Source organism: Streptococcus sp. K0074 (assembly GCF_048843365.1).
In the GTDB taxonomy this organism is placed as follows: domain Bacteria; phylum Bacillota; class Bacilli; order Lactobacillales; family Streptococcaceae; genus Streptococcus; species Streptococcus mitis_BM.
This window is the reverse complement of record NZ_CP184836.1, coordinates 815253-833460: the sequence shown is the minus strand read 5'-3', so window position 1 is coordinate 833460 and position 18208 is coordinate 815253. Positions and strand designations below refer to the sequence as shown.

14 protein-coding genes are annotated in these 18208 nt (G+C 40.1%); 1 reads left to right on the top strand and 13 read right to left on the bottom strand.

From position 1 onward, the window contains the following. The first annotated feature begins 13 nt into the window (after window positions 1-13). Entirely contained in the window at window positions 14-1459 is a 1446-nt protein-coding gene (locus ACN076_RS04055; RefSeq protein WP_261078621.1) for a UDP-N-acetylmuramoyl-L-alanyl-D-glutamate--L-lysine ligase, read from the top strand. A gap of 48 nt (window positions 1460-1507) precedes the next feature. Here the strand turns inward: ACN076_RS04055 and ACN076_RS04050 are convergent, their stop codons facing one another. The 13 genes from ACN076_RS04050 to ACN076_RS03990 all read right to left on the bottom strand — a co-directional run bounded on the left by ACN076_RS04050 (window position 1508) and on the right by ACN076_RS03990 (window position 18131). Then, complete coding sequence (locus ACN076_RS04050; RefSeq protein WP_000051182.1) at window positions 1508-1699, bottom strand: CsbD family protein; 192 nt, start codon at window positions 1697-1699, stop codon at window positions 1508-1510. A gap of 100 nt (window positions 1700-1799) precedes the next feature. Further along, entirely contained in the window at window positions 1800-2450 is a 651-nt protein-coding gene (locus ACN076_RS04045) for a DUF1803 domain-containing protein (RefSeq protein ID WP_261060661.1), read from the bottom strand. Continuing rightward, window positions 2434-2946 carry a YiiX/YebB-like N1pC/P60 family cysteine hydrolase gene (locus ACN076_RS04040; RefSeq protein ID WP_004257120.1) on the bottom strand — a complete coding sequence of 171 codons (513 nt, stop codon included), beginning with the start codon at window positions 2944-2946 and terminating at the stop codon, window positions 2434-2436. Before ACN076_RS04040 ends, ACN076_RS04045 begins: the two co-directional genes overlap by 17 nt. Before the next feature lie 86 nt (window positions 2947-3032). Continuing rightward, a complete protein-coding gene (locus tag ACN076_RS04035; RefSeq protein ID WP_420790186.1) occupies window positions 3033-3968 on the bottom strand; it encodes a manganese-dependent inorganic pyrophosphatase in 936 nt (311 codons plus the stop codon). 85 nt (window positions 3969-4053) lie between these two features. Further along, a complete protein-coding gene (locus ACN076_RS04030; RefSeq protein ID WP_414391244.1) occupies window positions 4054-4338 on the bottom strand; it encodes a GIY-YIG nuclease family protein in 285 nt (94 codons plus the stop codon). Continuing rightward, the gene (locus tag ACN076_RS04025) at window positions 4328-5077 is read right to left on the bottom strand and encodes a tRNA1(Val) (adenine(37)-N6)-methyltransferase (RefSeq protein ID WP_261025031.1); all 750 of its coding nucleotides are present in this window, start codon (window positions 5075-5077) and stop codon (window positions 4328-4330) included. Before ACN076_RS04025 ends, ACN076_RS04030 begins: the two co-directional genes overlap by 11 nt. A gap of 52 nt (window positions 5078-5129) precedes the next feature. Then, window positions 5130-5492 carry a S1 RNA-binding domain-containing protein gene (locus ACN076_RS04020; protein WP_033677723.1) on the bottom strand — a complete coding sequence of 121 codons (363 nt, stop codon included), beginning with the start codon at window positions 5490-5492 and terminating at the stop codon, window positions 5130-5132. Window position 5493: 1 nt separating this feature from the next. Continuing rightward, window positions 5494-6894 (bottom strand): bifunctional Cof-type HAD-IIB family hydrolase/peptidylprolyl isomerase, encoded by a 1401-nt coding sequence (locus ACN076_RS04015; protein ID WP_261025033.1) that lies wholly within the window; start codon window positions 6892-6894, stop codon window positions 5494-5496. An 81-nt stretch (window positions 6895-6975) separates the two neighbouring features. Further along, complete coding sequence (locus tag ACN076_RS04010; protein WP_261025034.1) at window positions 6976-7479, bottom strand: GNAT family N-acetyltransferase; 504 nt, start codon at window positions 7477-7479, stop codon at window positions 6976-6978. A gap of 241 nt (window positions 7480-7720) precedes the next feature. Further along, window positions 7721-7960 (bottom strand): 30S ribosomal protein S18, encoded by a 240-nt coding sequence (gene rpsR, locus ACN076_RS04005; protein ID WP_000068664.1) that lies wholly within the window; start codon window positions 7958-7960, stop codon window positions 7721-7723. A gap of 31 nt (window positions 7961-7991) precedes the next feature. Further along, window positions 7992-8462, bottom strand: a complete 471-nt coding sequence (ssbA, locus tag ACN076_RS04000) for a single-stranded DNA-binding protein SsbA (RefSeq protein WP_000609606.1) — start codon at window positions 8460-8462, stop codon at window positions 7992-7994. 11 nt (window positions 8463-8473) lie between these two features. Continuing rightward, window positions 8474-8764, bottom strand: a complete 291-nt coding sequence (gene rpsF, locus ACN076_RS03995; RefSeq protein ID WP_001151778.1) for a 30S ribosomal protein S6 — start codon at window positions 8762-8764, stop codon at window positions 8474-8476. Window positions 8765-8927: 163 nt separating this feature from the next. Next, on the bottom strand, window positions 8928-18131 hold the full coding sequence (locus ACN076_RS03990) for a mucin-binding protein (RefSeq protein WP_420790170.1): 9204 nt from the start codon (window positions 18129-18131) through the stop codon (window positions 8928-8930). Window positions 18132-18208: the final 77 nt, after the last annotated feature.

Genomic DNA, 18208 nt, shown 5'->3' with positions numbered 1-18208 from the left:
TACAATAGAAAGTATGATTAAGATTGAAACCGTATTAGATATTTTAAAGAAAGATAATCTCTTACGTGAGATTATCGACCAAGGACATTATCACTACAACTACAGCCATGTCATATTTGACACCATCTGCTATGATAGCCGCAAGGCCAAAGAGAAGAGCCTCTTTTTCGTCAAGGGTGCTGCCTTTAAGAAGGAATTTCTGATTTCTGCCATCTCTCAAGGCCTCGGTTGGTATGTGGCTGAAGAAGACTATGAAGTTGGTATTCCTGCTATTATCGTCAGTGATATCAAGAAAGCCATGAGTTTGGTAGCTATGGAATTTTATGGAAATCCACAGAAAAAGCTCAAACTCCTCGCCTTCACTGGAACCAAAGGTAAAACAACAGCAGCCTATTTCGCTTATAACATCTTATCTCAAGGGCATCGACCTGCTATGCTCTCGACCATGAATACAACTCTAGATGGCAAGAGTTTCTTTAAGTCTGCATTAACAACCCCTGAGAGTATTGACCTCTTTGATATGATGAATCAAGCTGTGCAAAATGGCCGTACTCACCTCATTATGGAAGTATCCAGTCAGGCCTATCTGGTCAAACGTGTCTATGGTCTAACCTTTGATGTGGGAGTTTTCCTCAATATCAGCCCCGACCATATTGGCCCGATTGAACACCCTAGCTTTGAAGACTACTTCTACCACAAGCGTCTCTTGATGAAAAATAGCCGAGCAGTCATCATTAACAGTGACATGGACCACTTCTCTGTACTAAAAGAACAGGTGGAAGATCAAGACCATGATTTCTACGGTAGCCAGTCTGATAACCAAATCGAGAATTCCAAAGCCTTTAGTTTTTCAGCTAGTGGTAAACTCGCTGGAGATTATGCTATCCAACTGATTGGGCACTTCAATCAAGAAAATGCCGTTGCTGCTGGACTTGCTTGCCTTCGTCTCGGAGCTAGTCTTGAGGACATAAAAAAAGGAATCGCTGCAACCCGTGTTCCTGGTCGTATGGAAGTCCTCACTCAGAAAAATGGAGCCAAGGTTTTTATCGACTATGCCCACAATGGTGACAGTCTGAAAAAACTAATCAATGTTGTAGAAACTCATCAAACTGGAAAGATTGCTCTGGTCTTAGGTTCGACAGGAAATAAGGGAGAAAGTCGTCGCAAGGACTTTGGCCTCCTCCTCAATCAACACCCTGAGATTCAAGTCTTTTTGACTGCTGATGACCCTAACTATGAAGACCCAATGGCCATTGCAGATGAAATTAGTAGCTACATCAATCATCCTGTTGAAAAAATTGCAGATCGCCAAGAAGCCATCAGGGCAGCGATGACTATCACAAGTCAAGAATTAGATGCAGTTATTATCGCCGGTAAGGGAGCCGATTGCTACCAAATCGTCCAAGGAAAGAAAGAAGCCTATCCAGGAGATGCAGCCGTAGCAGAAAATTATTTATAAGGATCGTAAAAAAATCAAGGGAAACGAAACCCTTGATTTTTTCTATTTTTATTTAAAAGCGTTTTTCAAACCTTCAACGGCACCTTCTACAGCACCTTTAGCATCTTCAACTACTTCTTTTGCCTTAGCAACTGTCTTTTCTACAGCGCCTTCTGCTTCAGTCTTGCCATCTCCAGTAACTTTACCAAATCCTTCTTTGATAGCGCCTGTTGCTTGTTCCAATTTGTTTTCAAGTGACATATGATTGTCTCCTTTAGTTTATTCCGATATGTGTTACCGGTTACATATAGTTTATACTTAATCCTAAAGAAAGTCAAACAATGTGCTCAGAAACAAGAAATCAGGCCAAGTAGAAAGTTAATCTTTCCTTATCCAAATCGATAGCCAACTCATACTTTCCATCTTCATTTTGGACAATATAACCTAGGACAACTAAACTGTCCACAAAGATATCACGGCGTTTCTGCATAAGCTGGTCTTTTTTGAGAAATTTCAACAAAAAAGTCGTCATATATTTGAGAGCATACTCAGGATTAACATCTCCCAAAATGTCGTAAAGTTCCTGCTGTTTTTCTGTCAAAGGATACTGATGTTTGACCTTGTAGAAATAATTAGACAGGGTCATTTTAGTCCGCGCAAAGTCCGTCTTTTCAACTAAAATAGCTGCATTGGTTTGATTGCGCAATTCTGTCTCAAAACTCTGCTCTAACAAGGCTTGATAGACCGGACTATCTTCGCTGACAAAAATCTCTTGATCCAGTTCGAGACTATCGAGTGATTCAAGCATAGGAAGATTAAGGTAATAACGCTTATTTTCTCGTAGAATCAAACCTGCCTTTATATACTCTTCCATGAGTTTATCAACTGCAATATCTGGAAATTGAGCCTTGATTTCCCGTAAAATCACATCCTCATGCTGGTCCAGATAGCGGATCAATTCTCTAAAAAATGGCTGTCTCGTCAAACGAGATGGATTAAAAATCTGAATCATGAAGATTCCTTTCTTTACATTCTAACAGAGGCGATGCTGCCAACTGACTAGGATTGGTCCCCGGCTGGTTCAAAGGAATAGGCAGACCTAGTTCTCTGTAATACTCCCTCCAAAAATCACTAATCTCCTGCTCCCCATCTCCAAATTTCATGGGAATGGTTTCAAAAATGGGGAGAATTTCTGCCATGTACTGGGAACAGTAAAAACCTTCTCCATCTGGATAGAAAGAAGCATTATAAGGAGCTCCCAGATGTTTGCTAGCTTTTTCCTTCACAGACTGGATATCCATTTCTGGGTAAACATAGAGGTCATATAAGTGATTGGACTCAAAGAAGTCTGCTGGTTCCTGACAGATAACACCCGCCTTTCCACTAGCATGATAAATCATCCCATCCAAATAAATCGCAACATGGTTATAGTTACCTGTGGAAGTCTGGATGGCCTGTCCCATATCTGACTCATCTCTCACAAAAATCAAATCGCCATTTTCTAACATGCTTCTCTCCTAGAAAAAAAGGAGCTGAAACTCCTTTCGATATAATTCAAACTAGCCTGTTCTAATTTGAATTAACACTCAAAATCTTAAGCATTAAAGCTTTCAGTCAATTGAGGTACCACTTGTTTCTTACGTGAAACAGCACCAGCAAGGAAGGCGTGGTTGTTTTCAAGTTTGAAGTTGAAAGCCGCTTCAACCTTGTCCATGTTAGCACCAAGAGCCAAGATTTCTGAGTTTGAGTTGACGATATCTGTAATCATCAAGACAAAGTCAGAATAGCCGTTTGCTGTGTTGGCAACTTGCATTGCAGCTTCAATTTCTGCTTGACGTTCCAAAACTTCAGCAATGTCAACTGTGTTTACTTGAGCAACACGGACATTGTTTCCATTCAATTCAAAAGTTTTAGCATCGATGTCAATCAATTCGTCAGCAGATTTGCTAGCCAAGTTGGTACCAGCTTTCAACATAGCCAGACCATACTCCTCCAATTTTACACCAGCTAATTCAGCCAATTCAGGAGCAATGACTTTATCTGTTGGGTGTGTTGTTGGAGATTTCAAAAGAAGGGTATCTGAAATCAAACCTGAAAGCATCAAACCAGCAATCTCTTTAGGAACAGCTACACCATGTTCTTTGAACATACGGTAAACGATTGAAGACGCTGATCCAACTGGCTCCAAACGCATGTAGAGTGGGCTTGCAGTTTCAAAGTTAGCTACACGGTGGTGGTCTACAACACCATAAACTTCTACTTCAGCGATATCTGATACAGATTGTTGGAATTCATTGTGGTCAGTCAGGATAACTTGCTCTGCACCTTCTGCTTTGGCAGAAGTGATAACACGCGGTGCTTCTACACCAAAATAGTTCAAGACAAAGGCTGTTTCTTCATTTGGAGTTCCAAGGGCAACAGCTTCCGTATCCAAACCGTAAGCTTCTTTTGCAAGGTAGGCAAAGGCTACAGATGACCCGATGGCATCTGAGTCTGGATTTTGGTGACCAAATACTAGAATCTTAGACATGATAATACCTCATTTTGTTTATTCTCTTTATTGTAGCATTTTTTTCGCTTTTTGACAAAAGTAAGAGGAGTCAAAGGGCTCCTCACTACTCTTCAAAATAACTGAGCAAATTTCTATCTTGATTTTCAGATAAAAATTGCTCCTTCTGTGGCCTCTTCTTGCGCTTGAGAAGGGCTTCTGCCGACATGGCTTCTTCCTTACTGGCAAAACCTTGAGCATAGATAAGTTTGACTGGCAATCGTGCTCGTGTGTATTTGGCTCCCTTCCCACTATTGTGGACAGCGAGGCGTCTCTTCACATCAGTCGTATAGCCTGTATAGTAAGATCCATCACGACACTCCAGCACGTACATATAAGCCTTATGATCCATAATAAATCTCTTCAAGTTCAGGTGTATAAGAGCCATCATCATTGTGGACAATGAGAGGTGGTAAGACCTTAAAGCCACTTGTCGAGCCATCCTTGATAGCCTCAATCAAAAGCATATTGGCTTCCTTTTCTCTTTTTGGATAAACAAACTGCAGGCGCTTAGGGGCTAGATTATGCCGTTGTAAGGTATCCAAAATATCCAGAAGTCGATCAGGACGATGAACCATGGCCAAACGCCCATTGGACTTGAGAATACTCTGGGCACTACGACAGATTTCTTCCAAATTAGTCGTGATTTCGTGGCGCGCCAAGAGATAATGTTCACTCTCGTTCAGATTGGAATGAGGATCCACCTTGAAATAGGGCGGATTACACAAAATCATATCCACCTTACTTCCCTGTATACGAGAAGGCATATTTTTCAAATCATCACAGATGACCTCCATCTGCTCTTCCAAACCATTCAAACGAACAGAGCGTTCAGCCATATCTGCCAAACGCTCCTGAATCTCAACAGCCAAAATCTGTGCCTGAGTCCGAGTACTAGCAAATAGCCCAACTGCTCCATTTCCAGCACAAAAATCCACTATCAAGCCCTTTTTAGGAAAACGTGGAAATCGTGACAAGAGAACACTATCCACCGAATAGCTAAAAACCTCTCTATTTTGAATGATTTTGATATCTGTCGAAAAGAGCTGGTTAATGCGCTCTCCTGATTTTAATAATTGTTCTTCTTCCATGGTCCTATTATAGCAAATTTATATTAACATTACAAAGAATATAGATTTCTAACTAATTCTTCTGCTTCTTCAAATGTTGAAGGGCTTCCTTGGTCCAAATTGGCATCATTCTTTTGAGAGGCGCAAAGCCGTAGTTAAAGCGGTCGCTTGAAAAGCGTCTCCGTCTAGGAAACTGGTGCTTTTCCTCCTCTAAAGTGCGGATAGAAAGACTAGCTTTTCCTGTAAATTCATCTAAATCCACTACTTGAACTTGAACTTCTTCATCGACTTTCAAGGCGTCATGAATATTTTCAATAAATCCTGTTCGAATCTCTGAAATGTGAATCAGCCCCGTATCACCCGTTTCTAGCTCAACAAAGGCACCGTAGGGCTGAATCCCTGTAATACGGCCCTTTAGCTTATCACCTATTTTCATCTTAGTCCTCGATTTCAATTGTTTCAATCACGACATCTTCAACTGGCTTGTCCATAGCTCCTGTCTCAACAGCAGCAATGGCATCCAAAACAGCGTAAGAAGCTTCATCAGCTAGCTGACCAAAAACAGTATGACGGCGGTCTAGGTGAGGTGTCCCACCTTGGTTGGCATAGATTTCTGCGATCGGTTCTGGCCAACCTCCACGAGCAATTTCTTTCTTAGAATAAGGCAGGTGTTGATTTTGCACGATAAAGAACTGGCTGCCGTTGGTATTTGGACCAGCATTTGCCATAGAAAGGGCTCCACGGATATTGTAAAGTTCTTCTGAGAATTCATCCTCAAATGATTCGCCGTAGATTGACTCGCCACCCATACCAGTTCCAGTTGGGTCTCCACCTTGAATCATAAAATCCTTGATAATACGATGGAAAATGACCCCATCATAGTAGCCATCTTTTGAAAGAGCTACAAAGTTAGCTACTGTTTTAGGAGCATGTTCAGGGAAGAGCTTAATACGCAAGTCTCCGTGATTGGTCTTAATAGTCGCGATAGGACCTTCTACTGTTTCAATGTCTACTTGTGGGAAATGCAATTCTTTTTCTACCATACCAAATCCTTCTAAGGCATCAAAAATGCCATCTTCTTCTAATGTTTTTGTAATATAATCTGCTTTTTCTTTGATATTTTCATGAGAAATTCCCATTGCAACGCTGATTCCAGCATAATCAAAGAGTTCCAAGTCGTTGAGGCCATCTCCAAAAACCATGACGTTCTCTGGTTTCAAGCCTAGGTGTTCCACCACCTTTTCCACACCCGTCGCTTTGGAGCCTGAAATCGGCACAATATCAGACGAATGTTGATGCCAACGAACCATGCGAAGTTTATCTGAGAGACTGTCAGGCAAGTGCAAGTCATCTCCCTTGTCTTCAAAAGTCCACATCTGATAGATATCTTCTTTTTCATGGAAATCTGGATCCACATCCAAATCAGGATAAATTGGATTAATAGCTTCACTAATCATATCGGTGCGAGTCGACAATTTGGCATCATGACTCCCAACCAAGCCATACTCTATTTCCTCTTGCTTGGCCCAAGAAATATACTCCTCAACATCTGATTTCTCAATCTGATGTTGATAAATGATCTGGCCTTTTTTATCTTCGATATAAGCCCCATTCAAGGTCACAAAAAAGTCCGGCTTGAGTTCACGAATCTCTGGCACGACACCAAAAATCCCTCGTCCAGAAGCAATACCTGTCAAAATTCCTTTCTCACGTAATTGCTTAAAAACAGTTGGGATTGAAGCTGGAATAAAACCTGTCTTTGAATTCCTCAATGTATCATCAATATCAAAAAAGACAATCTTGATCTTCTTTGCCTTGTATCTTAATTTGGCATCCATCTCACTACCTCTTTCAATCTAACTCTTTCCATTATACCATAAAGTAGAGAAATCCCACATCCCCAATAAAGTCCTTGTCTCTTATCCGAATTCCTTTACTAGATACAAAACCAAATCATCATTATTTTGGCTAGTTGCATTCATTTCCAAGGGTTGATTTCGATACCAGACACCTGTCCCATCTGGAATGTAGCCCCGTCTGATATACAATCTCTGGGCAGGGCCATAGCCTAAGTGCAAACCTACACCAAGAGTGACCTTACTCGAAACAACCTTGACTCGTTTTTCTGCTTCTTCTAGCAGTTGATTCCCAATCCCTTGATTTCGAAAAGGCTCAAACACATTAAAATCTGATAATTCTGGATAGACTTCTGCAAAAGGACCATGTTTAGCAGAGGGCAAAATGGTAACGTAGCCCGCTACAGCACCATCAATCTCTGCAACTAAGACTTCTCTCTCCCCACTTTCCTGTTCCAGAAAATATCTAGCCAAAATTTCCTCTCTACCAGGCCAACCTTGATTCATAAATCCATGAGATAAGAATTCAATATCAGACTTAATCATATTTCTAATCGTGCAATTCATCTTTGACTTACCCACCTTTACTCTTTCTATTACTATTATAGCACGCCAAGGTCAGAAAAAAACTATCTCGTGAAAAAAGACCCATCGGGGTCTGAAAAAGAGGTCCACCCAGACCTCAACTCACCCTTTCATTTTAATGCTCGTGAAAAAAAGACCCAACCGGGTCTGAAAAAGAGGTCCACCCGGACCTGAAAAAAAGACCCAACCGGGTCTGAAAAAGAGGTCCACCCGGACCTCTTTTTTAATCTTCGTTTACGAAAGGCATCAAAGCCATTACGCGAGCGCGTTTGATAGCTGTTGTTACTTTACGTTGGTTTTTAGCTGAAGTTCCTGTTACACGACGAGGAAGGATTTTCCCACGTTCTGAAACGAAACGGCTAAGAAGCTCAGTATCTTTGTAATCAACATATTCAATTTTGTTTGCTGCGATGTAATCAACTTTTTTACGGCGTTTGAATCCGCCACGACGTTGTTGAGCCATGTTTTTTCTCCTTTATAATTTTAGTTGTCCATTAGAATGGTAAATCATCATCTGAAATATCCAATGGATTTGTTGCTCCAAATGGATTTTCATCACGTGAAAAGTCTGGTACTGAATTTGTAGGCGCTGAATAGTTTGCAGTTGGTGCAGAATAAGCTCCACCTGTGTGACCCTCACGCACACTACGGCTTTCCAACATTTGGAAATTCTCAGCCACGACCTCTGTCACGTAGACACGTTGTCCTTGCTGGTTATCGTAACTACGAGTCTGGATACGACCTGTCACCCCGATAAGTGAGCCTTTTTTAGCCCAGTTAGCAAGGTTTTCAGCCTGTTGGCGCCACATAACGACATTGATAAAATCAGCCTCACGTTCGCCATTTTGACTCTTAAATGTACGGTTTACTGCAAGAGTAAAAGTCGCAACTGCTACATTTGATGGGGTATAACGCAACTCAGCGTCACGTGTCATACGCCCTACAAGTACAACATTGTTAATCATAGTTTACCTTCTTACGCGTCAGTTTTGACGATCATGTGACGAAGAATGTCAGCGTTGATTTTTGAAAGACGGTCAAACTCTTTAAGAGCTGCGTCGTCGTTTGCTTCAACGTTAACGATGTGGTAAAGTCCTTCACGGAAATCTTTGATTTCGTATGCAAGACGACGTTTTTCCCAAGATTTTGATTCAACAACAGTTGCACCGTTGTCAGTCAAAATAGAGTCAAAACGTGCTACCAAAGCGTTTTTAGCTTCTTCTTCAATGTTTGGACGAATGATATAAAGAATTTCGTATTTAGCCATTGATATGTTCCTCCTTTTGGTCTAATGACCCCAAGACTTTGCAAGGGGTAAGTGAGGTTCGCTCACAATAAACTATTATACTAGAAAAAAATTTTTTACGCAAGTAAAAACACCGAAATAAAAAAAGAAGATGACGAATCATCTTCTCAAAAACTATGAGTTTTTAGTCTTCTTTTTTCTTGCGAGAAAGAAGTCCAAATCCACTAAGGGCTCCAAGAAGTCCAAGTGCTGCAAGACTAGCGTTAGCTTCTGTACCAGTATATGGCAATTCTTTTTGACCATCAACATATTTAGGTGTTGTTGGTTGTTTTGGTTGCTCAGGTACTGTTGGCATTTCCGGAGTCACTGGTTGCTCTGGGGTCTCTGGCTCTTGTGGAGAAACTGGTTGTACTGGTTCAACCGGTGTTGGAGTTGGCATCTCAACTTTGCGGAAGATATGTCTGATATTTCCTTTTGAACCTGTCACAGTCTTCACATATTCGTAACCTGGAATTGTTCCCGGTTCTTTAGAACCTGGCTCAGTTGGTTTCAATGGATTTCCATTCTCATCAGTCCAAGTAGTTGTATTTTGCTTACCTGGATTTGGTTGAGGAACAGGTAAAGGTGTTGGAGCTGGTGGTGTTACTTTTTCATAGACATGTTCTACATCTCCATTTGGTAGTTTCTTCGTTTCTACGAATCTGTACTCTGGGATGTCTTTCTTATCTACTGAACCACTTTCTTTTTCTTTGATTTCATTTCCATCTTTGTCTTTAAAGAATGTTGTTACTTTTTCATAGACATGCTCTACATCTCCATTTGGCAGTTTCTTCGTTTCTACGAATCTGTACTCTGGAATGTCTTTCTTATCTACTGTGCCCGGCTCACTTGGATATTTCGGAATCTCATTACCTTCTTTATCTTTGAAGAATGTATTCACTTTTTCATAGACATGTTCTATATCTCCATTTGGTAGTTTCTTCGTTTCTACGAATCTGTACTCTGGAATATCTTTCTTATCTACTGTGCCCGGCTCACTTGGATATTTCGGAATCTCATTACCTTCTTTATCTTTGAAGAATGTATTCACTTTTTCGTAAACATGCTCTACATCTCCATTTGGTAGTTTCTTCGTTTCTACGAATCTGTATTCTGGGATGTCTTTCTTATCTACTGAACCACTTTCTTTTTCTTTGATTTCATTTCCATCTTTGTCTTTAAAGAATGTTGTTACTTTTTCATAGACATGCTCTACATCTCCATTTGGCAGTTTCTTCGTTTCCACGAATCTGTACTCTGGAATGTCTTTCTTATCTACTGAACCACTTTCTTTTTCTTTGATTTCATTTCCATCTTTGTCTTTAAAGAATGTTGTTACTTTTTCATAGACATGCTCTACATCTCCGTTTGGCAGCTTCTTCGTTTCTACGAATCTGTATTCTGGGATATCTTTCTTATCTACTGTTCCTGGTTCACTTGGATATTTCGGAATCTCGTTTCCTTCTTTATCTTTGAAGAATGTATTTACTTTTTCGTAGATGTGTTCTGTATCTCCGTTTGGCAGCTTCTTAGTTTCTACGAATCTGTACTCTGGAATATCTTTCTTATCTACTGTGCCCGGCTCACTTGGATATTTCGGAATCTCATTACCTTCTTTATCTTTGAAGAATGTATTCACTTTTTCGTAAACATGCTCTACATCTCCATTTGGCAGTTTCTTCGTTTCTACGAATCTGTACTCTGGAATGTCTTTCTTATCTACTGTGCCTGGCTCACTTGGATAGTTCGGAATCTCATTGCCTTCTTTATCTTTGAAGAATGTACTTACTTTTTCGTAGACGTGTTCTGTATCTCCATTTGGCAGTTTCTTCGTTTCTACGAAGCGGTAACCTGGGATATCTTTCTTAGGTTGTTCGCCATCTTCTCTTGGATAATTTGGAATAGATACTTCTTTACCATTTGGATCAACTGTCACATAAGACGTTGTAATCTTCGTATAGTTGATTGGTGTATCTTGACTAGGATCAGTTGGTAATGTTGGTGGCACATAACCTTTAGTTGGATCTTCTGGATCAACTGGTTTCAACGGATTTCCATCTTTATCTCTTGGAATGTAACCTGGAACATAAGGAATTACAATATCTTCTGTTGGTACACCCGGTTTAGTTGGATCACCGTTTGGATCATTTGGATAATCAATACGTGGAGGATTTGTTTGTCCTGGCACGTTTGGAATCCAGGCTCCAAGTTTCTTATAGACAACTTTTTGAATGATATCTTTGTCTTCAGCCTTAACAGTTTGATCCTTGGTAGATGCCTCAATATCTCCACTTAATGCAATATAACCTTTAACAAGTGGAAGTTTGTTACCAGAAAGAACATCAGTTGTAGCTTCTTTCCATTCGCCGTAAGTAACTTCACCTGTCACCAAGTTCACCTTAGCATCACGAGTAAATTTAACTGATGAAGTCACAGAAGTAGTAACCTCTTTACCATCTCCATCAACATAAGTAATTGTACGAGTTACTTCTTCTGAAGTTGTCAATTCCTTAACGCTTTCAGGCCATACTGGTGAGTTTGGATCCTCTGGGTCAATTGGTTGACCTGGAACTGGTGTCACATCACTTGGAATAACTGGAACAAGGCGTGGTTGAACAGTAACAACAAATTTTTGAATAGCTTTTGTATCATTATCAAATGATTGCTTGCTGCCATCAGCTTTTGTAAACTCGTCAGACACAAGTTCGTAGCCAAGTTTTTTCAGTGCGTTGATACGTTCTGCAGTAGAGTAGTTCATTTCAGAACCAGAATCACCTTGAAGGATATCCACTTCACCAAGAATTGTTCCATTAGTATCTTTGTAAGTTACAGTTGCAACTTGTGTATCAGACTTCACTTCATAAACAGTTGGTATATACTTAGCTTTCGCTACAGTGCCATTAGTATCCTTACGTACAATAGTTACTCCTGTTGCAGTCCCAACGAAATCTTTATTTGGTGTGAAGGTTACCTTACCTGTTGCATCAACAGTATACGTTCCTTCGTTTGGAACTGTTTTACTTGTTGTACCATCTTCAAATGTAGCAGGAACAGTATTGTCCATTGGTACATCTTTATGACCAGGTACAAATGTTGGTGTACCAGATTGAGGAGTGTTCTTAGGACCTGTAGAACTTGTATCCACACCTGTTGGTGTAACTGGGGTTACAGTTGGAGTGTAACTTGACTCAACAGTTGTACCATTTGTAGGATCTGTTACAACTACTTTAGCTGGGTCTGGTGTGCCAACGAAGTCTTTATTTGGCGTGAAGGTTACTGTACCAGTTGGATCGATTGTATATGTACCAACTGTCTTACCATCCTTAGTAGCTGGGATAGTTGTTTCCTCAGTTCCAACGAACTTAGCTGGATTATCTGTTGTTGGTTTCAACTCAGTTCCATCAGCATGTTTATATGTTGGAGTACCTGTCTGTGTCTTACCTTGGATATCAGTTGATGTAGCAGGTGTTGTAGTTGGTGCTACTGGTGTATAGATAACGTACACTGTACTATCAGTTGACTCATTTGTTACCTCAAGACTTGTAACAGTTTTCTTATCATGAGTATAATTAGCTACTTCTGGAGAAACTACTGCCTCAAGCGTTTGTGCTGCTGACCAGTCAGTGTATTCCACATTTCCTGTTACCAAGTTAATGCTTGCGCTACGTGTGAAGGTTACTGTTTGAACTTTATCAGCTGTTACTTCTTTACCATTCTCATCGTTGTAGCGGTACTTGATTGTACGAGTAACTGTCTTAGTTAACTCAAGACTTTCTGCAGTACTTGGCCATACAGGTGAGTTTGGATTTTCTGGATCCACTGGTTGTCCTGGAACAGGTTTCTCATCATTTGGAGTCACGGGTTCTACACGTTGTTTAACTGTTACCGTGAAGTTTTGATTCACCGCTGTGTCGTTATCAAAAAGCTTATCAGCTGTCGTTGCTACAATGAAACCATCTTCTACTAACGTATAGCCAGCTTTTTCAAGAGCTGCAATTGCTTTTTCACGATTAGTAAAGTCGATAGCTCCGTTATAAACACCCTCTACTGTCTCAACAGCTGCTGCTGGAACTTTAGCTGAATCTATAGCAACTTCTGCACCAGTTGTCACATCATAGTAAGAAATAGTTGCTGTTTGAACATTCTTTCTATAAGTATATGTCACAGTAGTTTGCTCATTTGTAACTTTACCTGAAACCTTCTTAGTACCTTCATCAACCGTACCATTTGTTGTTTCCACTTTAACAAGAGTGTAACCAGGAATTTCTTTTGGCTCAGTTGTAAATGGAGTCGTCACTTTTTCGTTATTTGCTGGAGTTGTTGAAGGAGAGATAATATTACCTTCTTCATCCTTATACTCAACAATGACCGTTCCATCTTCAGCAACAACAGTTGGAGTGTAATTAGTTGTTACAGTAGTACCATTGATATCTGCAATTTGTACACGTACTGGTGTAGCTTTACCTGTAAACTCCTCAGTGGGTTGGAATGTAATAACATTAGTTGTTTTATCAAGAGTGTAAGTTCCTTCACCATCAACCGTAACTGTAGTTACAGCATTTCCATTCGCATCAAGAAGTGTCAAAGTACTCTTATCAAGAGCTACTGATTTTGGTTGACCATCTTCACCTAATACTTCAGATGTTTCTCCTTTGGCGAAGTTCAAAGTCGTAGCATCTGTATCAGGAATGTCAAAAACAATTTGTGATGTTTGCGCTTGACCTTGCTTACCAGCTGTCGCTGATTCTTTAGCTGTTGGGGCTACAGGAACTACTGTTGGAGTATAAGTAGCTGTACCTGTGATGACTGTTGATTCATCTTTTTCATTAGTAATAGTTGCTGATGCTTGAACTGTTACTGGTGCTGGCGTTCCTGTATAAGTTGCAACTGGTTGGAATGTTACTTTGCCTGTTGTTGAATCAATTGTGTATGTACCAACATTTTCAACAGTCACTGAAGTTTCAGTCGTTGGATTTCCAGTAGTTGGATCTACAAGTTTGTAATTTGACACTGGAGCACTCTTATATGATGATGAGAATAGTGGTGTTTCTGACTGCTGTTCACCTTGGATATTCTTAGATGTTACACTTTCACCAGTAATCGTAATTGGTGTTACAGTTGGTTTGTAGGCAGCTGTTGCTATCTCACCATTTGAGTCTGTTGCTTGAACAGTCACTCCTGTTCCTTCTCCAGTAAATGTTGGGACTGGTACGAAGGTTACAACACCTGTTGTTGGATCAATTGTGTATGTTCCTTCATTTGCGATTGTAACACTAGTAGTTGGTTGTAGAGTTGTGGGATCAAGCAACTGACGTTTCGCAATTGTTACTGATGAATCTGATGTTTCAAATTCTGGTGTTCCAGTTTGTGTTTTGCCTTGAACGTCTGTAGATGTTGCATTTTCAGCTGTCATAGTTACATCTGTGACAGTTGGAGTGTAAGTAGTTGTTACAGTAGTACCATTCGCATCTGCAATACGTACACTAACTGGTTTTGTAACAGTTCCTGTGAATGTTGCGACTGGTTGGAATGTAATAACATTTGTCGCTTTATCCAGTGTATAAGTTCCCTCATTTGCAACTGTTACAGATGTTACAGCAACACCGTCTGCATTAAGAAGAGTTACTGATGCTGTATTAAGATCAACAGATTTTGTTGTATTTGCATCAATAGCAACTGTTCCTTTAGCAAAGTTTACAGTTGTATCATCTGTGTCTGCTACGTCAAACTTAATAGCAGAAGTTTGGGCTTTCCCTTGAGGTCCAGTTGTTTGAGACGCTACTGCGGTTGGTTTTACTGGAACTACTGTTGGTGTATATGTAGCTGTCGCAGTTGCAGTAATATTAGCATTGTTAGTATCTGTACCTAGAATTGCAGTTAGTTTGACAGTTACTGGAGTAGCTGTCCCTGTGAATGTTGCAAGTGGTTTAAAGGTTACAACACCTGTTGTTGGGTCAATTGTATAAGTTCCCTCATTTACAACTGTTAAAGTCTCAACTAGACTACCGTCAGTTGCAACCAACTTAGCTGGTGATGTTGCACTTGGTGAAATAGTTGAACCGTCACCTACAGAAGTAAAGGTTGGTGTTCCCGTTTGAGTAGCTCCTTGGATATCAGATGATGTAGCATCGTGACCTTCAATTGTGTCTGTTACTGTAATGTGGTAAGTAGTTGTAGCTGTTGATGAGCCAGCCCCATGATCCACACCAGATTCAGTTCCACCTATTGTAGCATCTGTTGTGTAATTGCCATTACTATCAATAACATCAACTGTTACTGTATAGACTCCCACTTCATTCAGTGTATAACCACTAGCAAGATTGTAGTTGTTTGCATCTTGTTTAGTGTCATAAACCTTCTGAACTCCTGAAGGAGATGTTACTGTAATACGAGTAATGTAAGTTGTTTTACCGTACTTAGTATCTTCTGTATCAGAGATTGTCACTGCAGCTTTTGCTTCATTACGAAGGTCAACCGTAGTTCCTTTTGTAGACGTATAATCCTGTGAACTTGCTGTTGGTTTTGTATTAACTACAGTTGCAACATCTGAGTTTGTTGCAATTGTTCCTCTAATGATACCACCAAATCCTGATTTAGTAAGCACTTCCCAAGAATTGTCACCCAATTTGGTAGCAGTCACTTCTGTACCATCTGATGAAGACCAAGTATTGGAATGTTTATCATAAGTGATTGTTACTGACATTCCATCACCTGCTTGACTAGTATTCTGCGAAGCATATACAGTGAGTGGGCGAGTTGGTGTATCAACACTTGTTACTTTACCATTGATATCTAGCTGACGAGTATACTCATAGATGTAGAATTTCATTGCTCCATCTTGTTGCGCTTCAGTATACACTTCGCGTTTTGTCCACGTTGTAGTTCCATTACCATTTGGTGTCTTTACTTCAGCATAATCAGCTGGAAGTTCCCAATGACCAGATGTACTATTTAATTTTGCGATGTGTTTTTGACCGTCAGTTCCAGTTAATTCAACTTGTTCACGTAGGAAAGTTCCCTTAACATTTTCAGATGATGATTCTACTTTAATGTTATCCACACCAACTTTTGCGGTTGCTTCTGATGTGACGGGAATATTAAAGACAGTATTAGAATCTACGGCACCTAGTTCTTGATCTTCAGTAACTGCTGTATTGGTTGAACCACTATCTACAAGCCACTTACCCTTAACCGCTTTTAGATTTGTTACAGTTCCATCTGGCATCGTTACTTTTGCACTTGTTGCACCTTTAGAGATTTTAACAGGAACTGTTGTTGAGTAAGTTTCAACGTTTTGAACCTCAACTTTGGGTTTCACCACAACTGTGAGGGAAGCATGCGCTTCTTGACCTGATTGGTTCCAAGTTGTATTGCTAGATAACTTATCATAGTCTTTAGCATATACTGAGACAGTATAGATACCTGCCTCCGTAACCTTACCTCCAATAATAGCATTACCCTTATTGGTTCTACCATTAGCTTGCTCATCTTTTGTACTATCAGAAAGACTGTAGTTAGTACCGGGAATCAACACTTTAGAATCATCTAAAGTCGCTCCTGTAGTATTATAGCCTGACACACCAGTCACAGCTGGTGAATTCTGTTTACGAACTGTAATTACCTTGCCTTCAGCTGTTGTATAATTATAGTTTCCAGCAGTACCCTTAGGAATCGCACTTGATCCAGCATCATCATAAAATCGGATATTGATATTCGCATCATCACCTACAGTACGTTCATAACGAGCAGAATCAGATTCTATTGTAGGAGGTGTGGTGTCTTGCCATCCTACCCAACCAGCACGTAAATTCTGAAGTCGAAAAGTTACTGAACGACCGTCAGTATGGCTTGCAGTTACATCAAAACGTAAATCATATACCCCGTTTTCAATATTGGCAGAGACCACCCCTTGAATAGTATCTGTAGCCTCATCATATGCTAAACCAGGAACAAGGTTTGTCGGTGTTACAGAAGTAAGACTCCATCCAGCTTGCTTAGCAGCCTCTGTAACAGCAATACGTTCTTTTAATCCTTTAATATATACACGATCAACCCCTTGCTCATATGCATAACCATAAATTTCAGTTGCTAGGTATTCATACCCACCGTTAGCTGAATAAATTGCAGTTGCTGCATTTGAGATCTTTGAACCATCAGCACGAAGTTTATTTCTCCAAAGTGGAGCTTCTTCAGCTAATTTCTTAGCAGCCTCTGGTGTTAAAGGATAGTCAACACGACCTGTATTGTTATGCCCTCTTGTCCCACCTTGTTCAGTATGCATCCCATTTCCTGCATTTGTTTCATCACCATCACGTTGGTTAGAATACACAACTACTTCTAGGTCTGAAGTATCAGTTCCAGCCCCTTTGGTTAGTGTAATTTCTTGGTGTGGAATTGTATATGTATCTGATCCTGTATGGATTGTTGCATTTATTTCTGAAGCATGAGTAGTACTTGTAGATCTTTCAGCATAAAAATCTTGTGCTGCCAACACTACAGCAAACTTCCCATCACGACCAATTCCTGCTTTTTTCAGTTCACTATAAACCGCAAGAATTGATTCATTTAAGCGGGCTAATTGGGCATCTACTTGTTCCTTTGTGACACTCTTGTCAGCTAAAAGAATTTTTGATTCGTTAAGTACAGCTTGGTTCTTGGCTACCGCCGCTTCAATTGCTGCTCGATTCTCTGGGGCTACTTCCTTCTTACGAAGTTCTGTAACCGCAAGTGTATTGCTTACATCTGCTTCTGATGAAACTTTATCGAGTGCCGATTTAGCTTCTGAAAGAGCTTTTTCTGTTGGTGTAGCGTTTCTTTCTGCTTCTTCTTTTGCTATCTTATCTTTATCAGCCTGTTCTTTCTCTAATCCAAGTTTATTTGATTCAGTTACAACTGTTCCCAATGCAGAAAGAATCTCTTTTTGAACATTTACCTCTTCTTGCTTGGCAGCTTCATTTGCCAAAACAGCTTTCGCAGTAGCTAAAGCTTCACGAACATTGGCTACAACTGAGGCATTCGCATACTTAGCAGTTGAAAGTTTAGATTCTAAAGTAGCAATACTTGCTTCAAGAAGTGACTTATTTACTTTAACTTCTTCTTTCTTGGGTGTTTCAGTTGTCATATCAACCAACTGGATATTACTTTCTCCTAATTCTGGAGAAGAATTTTCTACTTTTTGAATATTTTCTTTAGAGTCTGAAACTGGATTTTGTTCAATAGCTGAAACTGCTCCATTTCCCAAAAACATTAAACCAGCCGCAATCGCTACCGATGCCGCGCCGAAACTATACTTACGAATACCGTAACGTATATACTTTTCCGTTCTAAAATCTTGTTGTTTACCCTTCATTAGACTTAGAACCTCCTTTATGCATGTTTTTTAATATTGAATTGAAGTATCCAGACAAATAGAAAGCCCCCCCCCCC